Annotated in this window: 9 protein-coding genes; 4 read left to right on the top strand and 5 right to left on the bottom strand. The window is 72.5% G+C overall.

Annotated elements, in window-relative coordinates; all coding sequences use genetic code 11:
- The coding region (locus MR1_RS17900) for a general stress protein (protein WP_067250245.1) at nt 1–530 on the bottom strand (530 nt) is incomplete at its 3' end.
- Between the two features lie 122 nt (nt 531–652).
- Between MR1_RS17900 and MR1_RS17895 the strand changes: the two genes are divergently transcribed.
- From MR1_RS17895 to MR1_RS17885, 3 genes are read left to right on the top strand one after another with little or no spacing between them, the layout of a single operon-like run.
- Nucleotides 653–1,927, top strand: a complete 1,275-nt coding sequence (locus tag MR1_RS17895) for a magnesium transporter MgtE N-terminal domain-containing protein (protein WP_067250242.1) — start codon at nt 653–655, stop codon at nt 1,925–1,927.
- On the top strand, nt 1,927–2,451 hold the full coding sequence (locus tag MR1_RS17890; protein WP_067250251.1) for a DUF1003 domain-containing protein: 525 nt from the start codon (nt 1,927–1,929) through the stop codon (nt 2,449–2,451). The genes MR1_RS17895 and MR1_RS17890 overlap by 1 nt, the downstream gene beginning before the upstream one ends.
- A complete protein-coding gene (locus MR1_RS17885; protein ID WP_067250239.1) occupies nt 2,448–3,587 on the top strand; it encodes an Mrp/NBP35 family ATP-binding protein in 1,140 nt (379 codons plus the stop codon). The genes MR1_RS17890 and MR1_RS17885 overlap by 4 nt, the downstream gene beginning before the upstream one ends.
- Nucleotides 3,588–3,723: 136 nt before the next feature.
- On the opposite strand, the gene MR1_RS17880 is transcribed toward MR1_RS17885, so the two are convergent.
- Nucleotides 3,724–4,152 carry a Sec-independent protein translocase family protein gene (locus MR1_RS17880; protein WP_067250234.1) on the bottom strand — a complete coding sequence of 143 codons (429 nt, stop codon included), beginning with the start codon at nt 4,150–4,152 and terminating at the stop codon, nt 3,724–3,726.
- 108 nt (nt 4,153–4,260) lie between these two features.
- Between MR1_RS17880 and MR1_RS17875 the strand changes: the two genes are divergently transcribed.
- Entirely contained in the window at nt 4,261–4,899 is a 639-nt protein-coding gene (locus MR1_RS17875) for an O-methyltransferase (RefSeq protein ID WP_067250231.1), read from the top strand.
- An 88-nt stretch (nt 4,900–4,987) separates the two neighbouring features.
- Here the strand turns inward: MR1_RS17875 and MR1_RS19560 are convergent, their stop codons facing one another.
- The 3 genes from MR1_RS19560 to dapE all read right to left on the bottom strand — a co-directional run bounded on the left by MR1_RS19560 (nt 4,988) and on the right by dapE (nt 7,553).
- Nucleotides 4,988–5,161, bottom strand: coding sequence for a DUF3117 domain-containing protein (locus MR1_RS19560; protein ID WP_084344892.1), 174 nt, complete (start codon nt 5,159–5,161; stop codon nt 4,988–4,990).
- 77 nt (nt 5,162–5,238) lie between these two features.
- Nucleotides 5,239–6,477 (bottom strand): hypothetical protein, encoded by a 1,239-nt coding sequence (locus MR1_RS17870; protein WP_306304937.1) that lies wholly within the window; start codon nt 6,475–6,477, stop codon nt 5,239–5,241.
- Nucleotides 6,474–7,553 carry a succinyl-diaminopimelate desuccinylase gene (dapE, locus tag MR1_RS17865; RefSeq protein WP_067250248.1) on the bottom strand — a complete coding sequence of 360 codons (1,080 nt, stop codon included), beginning with the start codon at nt 7,551–7,553 and terminating at the stop codon, nt 6,474–6,476. Before dapE ends, MR1_RS17870 begins: the two co-directional genes overlap by 4 nt.
- Between the last annotated feature and the right edge of the window lie 9 nt (nt 7,554–7,562).

Genomic DNA, 7,562 nt, shown 5'->3' with positions numbered 1-7,562 from the left:
GGGGCGACGCGTTCCCCGTACCGCGGCGGCTCGTCCGTGACGACCGGCGCAGGGCGGGGCGCGGGCGCCCCTGCGCCGAGGGCCTTGCGCGCCTTGGCCAGCGAGCCTGCCTGCACGGTGACCTCGTAGTGATCGGCGGCGAGCTGCATGACGCTCGCGTAGTCGCGGCGGCGACGGACGATCGCGTAGGTGACGAGGCTGAGGATCATGCCCATCGCCACGCCGACGAACAGCACGCCGACGAAGGCCTGGATCGGGGCGACGGGGTTGCCCAGGACGAAGATCGCGGAGAGGAAGAGGCCGATCAGCACGCCGTTGATGGCACCCGAGCGCGCGGCGTTGGCATAGCCGAGCCGGCCGGTGACCCGCTCGATCGTGCGCACGCCCATCCCCACGATCGCGATGTCTCGGGCCGGGACCTCCGCGGCGATGAGCTTGGACACGAGCTTCTGGGCGGCCTCGTACTCGCGCACGGAGGCGACGGTCTCGCCGACCTCGGCGGCGCCGGCAGGGCGGTTCAGCATGCTCATCCCGCCATTCTTCCACGCCGTTCTCATGAGGTTCCCGCGAGCGGTGCCCCGCGGGTGAACATCCCGGTCCTGCGCGGAAACGACGGGCGTCCGCCGATACCCGGGACAGTACGCTGGAACCCATGAGCACACAGCGGGTTTTCGTCGCGCGCCTGGCCGGGTGCGCCGTGTTCGACCCCGCCGGCGACCGGCTCGGCAAGGTCCGTGACGTCGTCGTCGTGTATCGAAGTACGGCAGCCCCGCGCGTGATCGGGCTCGTCTGCGAGATCCCCGGGCGACGCCAGGTCTTCCTCTCGATCGGACGCGTCACGTCGATCAGCACGGGGCAGGTCATCACCACCGGTCTGATGAACGTACGCCGGTTCAAACCGCGAAACGGCGAGGTCCGGGTCATGGCCGAGCTGCTGGGACGCCGTGTCGACTTCGCCGACGGGAGCGGCACCGCCGCCATCGAGGACGTCGCGATCGAGCCGAACCGCCTCGGCGAGTGGTCCATCGGCCAGCTCTTCCTCCGCAAGCCCAAGACGAGCGCGTCACCGTTCGCCAAGGGGCCCACGACCTTCGCAGCGTGGAACGAGGTGCGCGAGCAGCTCCGCCCCGGGGAATCGCAGTCCGCCGAGCAGCTCGTCGCCACCTTCTCGGAGCTGCGCCCGGCCGACCTCGCCAACACGCTGCTCGACCTTCCGCAGCAGCGCCGCATCGAGGTGGCGGAGGAACTGCCGGACGAGCGGCTGGCCGACGCGCTCGAGGAGATGCCGGAGGACGAGCAGATGACGATCCTCGACCGGCTCGGCGACGAGCGCGCCGCCGACATCCTGGACCAGATGGAGCCGGACGACGCCGCGGACCTGCTGGCGCAGCTCCCGAAGGGGCGCCTCGAGCACCTGCTGGAGCTGATGGAGCCCGAAGAGGCCGAGGACGTCCGCATGCTCCTGCGCTACAGTCCCGACACGGCCGGCGGTCTCATGACACCCGAGCCCATCATCCTCTCCGCCGACGCGACCGTCGCCGAGGCGCTGGCGCTCATCCGCCGCCACGAGCTGCATCCCGCGCTCGCGGCCGCCGTGTTCCTGACGCTGCCCCCGTTCGAGACCCCGACCGGCCGGCTCCTCGGCGTCGTGCACTTCCAGCGGATGCTGCGGTATCCCCCGCACGAGCGGCTCGGCGCGATCGTCGACGACACCCTCGAACCGGTCCCGGTCACGGCGTCGGCCGCGGAGGTCGCGCGCATGCTCGCCAGCTACGACCTCGTCTCGCTGCCGGTCGTCGATCAGGCGCACCGGCTCGTCGGCGCCGTGAGCGTCGACGACGTCCTGGACTACCTCCTGCCCGAGGACTGGCGCTCGCAGGACGCCGCGGATGAACCGTCCGCACCGGCCAAGGGAGTGGCCGGATGATGGCGCGGCAGTCGTCGTCGGCGGGGCTCGACGCGCCCCGCCGCGGCGCGGTGCGTTCCCGCCCCCAGGTCTCGCGCGATCGCTTCGGCCGGTTCACCGAGTGGGTCGCGCGGGCGATGGGCACGCCGATGTTCCTCGTGCTGCTGACGCTCTTCTGCGCGGCGTGGCTCGCCTGGAACACGCTCGTGCCGGAGTCCTGGCGCTTCGACTCCGCCGCGAACGGCTTCACGGCGCTGACGCTGATGCTCTCGCTGCAGGCCTCGTACGCGGCGCCGCTGATCCTGCTCGTGCAGAACCGCCAGGACGACCGCGACCGGGTGCAGATCGAGCAGGACCGTCAGCGGGCGGAGCGCAACCTCGCGGACACCGAGTACCTCGCCCGCGAGATCGTCGCCCTGCGGATGGCTCTGGAGGAGCGCACCGCCCAGCCCGTCACCCGCGACGTGCTGCGGCACGAGCTGCGCGCGCTCCTCGCGGAACTGCGCGATGACGAGCCGGAGCCGGCGGCGGAGCAGCGTCCGTGACCGCCGCGAGCGCCGAGGACGTCCGTCGCGCGGTCGGCGCCGTCGTGGATCCTGAGCTGCGTCGACCGCTGGCCGAGCTGGACATGGTGCGCGACATCTCCGTCGAGGGGACCGAGGCCCGCGTCGGCATCGCGCTGACGATCGTGGGGTGCCCGGCCGCGAACCGGATCGAGCGGGAGGTGCATGCCGCGGCCCTGGGCGTGGCCGGCATCGACGCCGTGAGGGTGGACGTCGGCGTGATGACGCCGGACGAGCGGCGGGCGCTGACCGAGCGGCTGCGCGGCGGACGACCCGCGAGGCAGATGGCGTTCGGCCCCGACTCGCTCACTCGGGTGATCGCGGTCACCAGCGGCAAGGGCGGCGTGGGCAAGTCGTCCGTCACGGCGAACCTCGCCGTCGCCCTGGCGGCGCGGGGTCGTCGCGTGGGGCTCATCGACGCGGACGTGCACGGCTTCTCCATCCCGGGTCTTCTGGGCATGGTCCAGGACGGCAGGGCCCCGCAGCCCACGAGGATCGACGACCTCATGCTGCCGCCGGTGGCCTACGACGTGAAGGCCATCTCGATCGGGATGTTCCTGCGCGACGGCGAGTCGGTGGTCGCGTGGCGCGGGCCGATGCTGCACCGGACGGTCCAGCAGTTCCTCACCGACGTCTTCTTCGGCGACCTCGACGTCCTCCTCATCGACATGCCGCCCGGCACCGGCGACATCGCCATCTCGCTCGGCCAGCTCCTTCCCCACGCGGAGGTGCTCGTCGTCACCACCCCGCAGGAGGCGGCCGCGGACGTCGCGATCCGCAGCGGGCTCGTCGCGCGCCAGACCGGCCAGCGTCTCATCGGCGTCGTCGAGAACATGGCGGCCCTCACTCTCCCGGACGGGACGGTGCTCGACCTGTTCGGATCCGGCGGCGGCGCAGCCGTCGCGGCGGCGCTGTCGACCCCGGACGAGACCGTGGACCTGCTGGCGTCCGTGCCGCTGAGCACGGCGCTGCGGACGGGTGGCGACGCCGGGACGCCGATCGTGCTGTCCGATCCGTCGGACCCGGCGGCGCAGGCTCTGCAGCGGCTCGCGGACGCGGTGGATCGGCGGGGCCGCGGACTGTCAGGGCGCTCCCTGCCCTTCACTCCGGGGACGTGACGCGCTCCCCGCGCACCGCGTCCGCACTCGCCGCATCAGGCGAACACGGCAGATCAGGCGCGCAGCGCCCCTCCCCGCCTGACCTCGCGCGAACGCCTGATCCCACGCGGGCGGGGTCAGGGGGCCGCGCGCCGGATCAGGTGGCCTCGCGGTCGTAGGGAGGCGGATCGTCCGCGCTGAACTGGCGCGGGGCGGACGGCTTCGCACCCGTGCTCGCCGCCGATGCCCCCGCAGCCGCCGCGCCCGCGACTCCCGCACCCGCTGCCGCAGACGTCGCGGCGGTGGTCGTCCTGGCACCGGACGACGGGGTCGTGTCCAACAGGGCATCGCGGATGATGCGGCGCGGATCGTACTGACGCGGATCGAGCTTGCGCCAGTCGAGCTCGTCGATCTCCGGCCCGACCTCCTCGCGCATGCGGTCCTTCGCGCCGCGGACGTACTCCCCCGCCCGTCGCGTGAACCGCGCGAGCGCCTCGGCGTATCGCGGAAGGCGCTCGGGGCCGACGAGAAGCGCGGCGATCACGCCGATCAGCAGGAGCTTCTCGAAGGTGATGCCGAAGAACATGTGACCAGGCTACCGCCGCGCCTGCCCGCGCGACGCACGACGTGCCCCTACCCTGGAGGAGGCCGTGGTACCGCGGATCACCCGCGCCACGGCGGGTCGGAGAGGAACATGAGCGAGCAGGACGCGAACGCGCGCTTCGTACGCGAGGCCATCGTCGAACCGGACGCCATCGCCCGGGCGCGGGCGCATGCCCGCGAGCTCGGCGCCGCGCCCATCAGCGCAGCGGTCGGCGCCGAGTGCGCCGTGCTCGCCGCGACGGTCGCCGCACGCTCGATCGTCGAGATCGGCACCGGTGCCGGCGTCTCCGGTCTGTGGCTGCTGCGCGGAGCCCCGAACGCGGTGCTGACCTCGATCGACAACGAGCCCGAGCATCTGGCGGCGGCACGGTCGGCCTTCCAGGACGCCCGCATCGCTCCGACGCGCGCCCGGTTCATCGCCGGGAGGGCGTCGGATGTGCTCCCGCGCATGAACGAGGCGGCATACGACGTGGTCCTGGTCGACGCCGACCCGGAGAACGTCATCGAGTACGTCGCGCACGGACTGCGCCTGGTCCGCGAGGGCGGTGTGGTCCTGGTTCCGCGCGTGCTCAGCGGAGGGCGCGTGGCGGACCCCGTCCAGCGCGATGCCGTCACGACGGCCTATCGATCGCTGATCCAGGAGACGCAGCAGTCCCCGGCGGTGCTCGCCGCGCTGTCCGCCACGGGCGAGGGGCTCCTCCAGCTCGTCAGCGTGGCCGACCGCGACTGAGTACGAACACGGAGCACGGGCGACGACACGAGAACCCCGCGTCCCGAAACGGGAACGCGGGGTTCTGTGTGGGAGGCCGGACGCGTCGTCACGCCGCATCGACGACGGCGCTCAGCACGTCGTGAAGCTCCTTCGCCTCGGCGTCGTTGACGGAGACGACCAGACGTCCGCCGCCTTCGAGCGGAACCCGAACGATGATGAGGCGCCCCTCCTTCACGGCCTCCATGGGTCCGTCTCCGGTCCTCGGCTTCATCGCTGCCATCGCGGTGCTCCCTTTCCTCGGTGGTCTAGGAGACAAGTCTATCGGGTCGCCCGGAGCAGAGGAGGCTCGATGACCCCCTAGGGCACCCGCCAGAAGGTGTCGCCGAGGGCGTAGACGTTGTAGATCCATGCCCACTGCAGCACGAGGCCCACCACGACGGCGCCGATCCGGAAGCCCCGGGAACGGCCCACGGCGAGCGCGCCCCACAGCGGTGTGAGGGGGAACAGCAGCCGGAGCGTGCTCGACTGGGGGAAGAACACCGCCAGGAGATACAGCAGGTAGCTCGCGCTCCACAGGCGGATCACCGGGCCGAGCCGGCGGACCCGCGGATCCCGGAGAAGGAGAAGCGCCGCACCGGCGACCAGCAGCACGAGCGCGACGAGACCGAGCCAGCCGGGAAGGCCCCAGATCCCGAACCACAGCGGCGCGGCCGTGACCCAGCCCTCGAACGGGAAGAAGCCGGCGGCACCGCCCTCCACCCAGTTCCGTCGCCACGCCAGCTCCGTGGCGAGGTAGGCCCCCGGATCCCCGGTCACGATGCCCGCGATGAACTGCCAGGAGAAGCCCACCACCGTGGCGAGGGCCCCGAGAGCCAGGATGTGGACGAACTCCCGGGTGTAGAGCGGATCATCCTTCCGGCGCACCCATCGCAGGACGAGCACGAGCCCCAGCAGCAGGGCGAAGGCGAGCACGCCGGGGCGCGTGAAGCCCATGAGCGGGATGAGCGCGTACAGGCGGACGTATCGTCGCCGGATGAGCCCGTCGATCCCCAGCATCAGGAAGAGGAGGAACAGCGCCTCCGCGTAGCCGACCTGGAAGAGCGCGCCGAGCGGCCCGGCCGCGCAGAGCGCGACGGACCACATCGCGGCACGCCGCCCGACCTTCCCGGCGAGGACCCGGTAGAGGACGAGACAGGCGAGGTATCCGGCGACGAGCGAGACGACGAGGGCGCCGGCGCCCCAGGACCCCAGCGGGAACCCCACGACCTTGGCGAGCATCGGGTACAGGGGCATGAACGCCCACGCGTTCTCCGCGACCTGGCCGCCCTCGGTGAGCGGGAGCTCGCTCGGGTACCCGTTCTCGGCGACCCACCAGTACCACTGCGCATCCCATGCCAGCACGAAGCTGCCGATCCCCGCGTCGGGGCCGAACCGCGACCCGGGACCGGAGAGCCCGGCGGCCACCGCCAGCATCCCGGTCGTCACCACCCGGGCCGCCAGGTACACCAGCGCGACCGTGAGGGCCGGGCTCATCCGCAGCACGGCGCGCGACCAGGTCCGTGCCGGAACGCGCGCGGAGGGCGCGGCGGCGCTCACGCCCCGGATCCCCCGAGCCAGGCGCGCAGCCCCTCCTCCACGGCGACGATCTGCGCGAGCGGCACGCGCTCCTCGTCATGGTGCGCGAGGTGCGGGTCCCCCGGGCCGTAGTTCACGGCCGGGATCCCCAGCGCGGAGAACCTCGCGACGTCGGTCCAGCCGTACTTCGGGCGCGGGACGGCGCCGACCGCGGCGACGAACCGCTGCGCGATCGGGGCGTCGAGGCCCGGGCGGGCGCCCTCGGAGGAGTCGGTGATCTCCACGGGGAACCCGGCGAACACCGCCCGCACGTGCGCTTCGGCCTCGGCGGCCGTCTTGCTGGGCGCGAACCGGTAGTTCACCTCCACCTCGCAGGCGTCGGGGATGACGTTGCCGGCCACGCCGCCCGTGATGCGCACGGCGTTGAGCCCTTCCCGGTACACGAGCCCCTCGACCCCGACCTCCCGCGGACGGTACTCGGCGAGTCGCGCGAGGATCGGCGCGGCCGCGTGGATCGCGTTCTCGCCGATCCACGCCCGCGCGCTGTGCGCGCGCACGCCGCTCGTGCGCACGATCGCACGCAGCGTCCCGTTGCAGCCGCCCTCGACCTCGCCGTCACTGGGCTCGCCGAGGATGGCGAAGTCCGCGGCGAACAGGTCCGGCCGGCTCGCCGCCAGGAGGGCGAGCCCGTTGCGGGAGGCCTCGACCTCCTCGTTGTCGTACCACATCCAGGTCACGTCGACGGCGGGCGCGGACAGCTCCGCCGCGAGCTTGAGCTGCACGGCGACGCCGGCCTTCATGTCCACGGTCCCCCTCCCCCACAGGACAGGGACCCCGTCGACCTCGGCGTCGCGGGTGGGAACGTTGCCGTTGATGGGGACGGTGTCGATGTGACCGGCGATGACCACCCGCTGCGCGCGACCGAGGTCGGTGCGTGCGACGACGGTGTTCCCGTGGCGGATCACCTCGAGATGCGGGAAGGCGCGGACCGCGGACTCGATGAGGTCCGCGAGCGGCTTCTCCGCCCCCGACACGCTCGGCACGTCGCAGATCGCGCGGGTCAGGTCGACGGAGGACGCGGTCAGATCGAGCACCATGCGCACCAG

The sequence above is a fragment of the Microbacterium resistens NBRC 103078 genome (genome assembly GCF_001552355.1).
Taxonomy (GTDB): domain Bacteria; phylum Actinomycetota; class Actinomycetes; order Actinomycetales; family Microbacteriaceae; genus Microbacterium; species Microbacterium resistens.
This window is presented reverse-complemented; position numbering and strand designations above follow the sequence as displayed.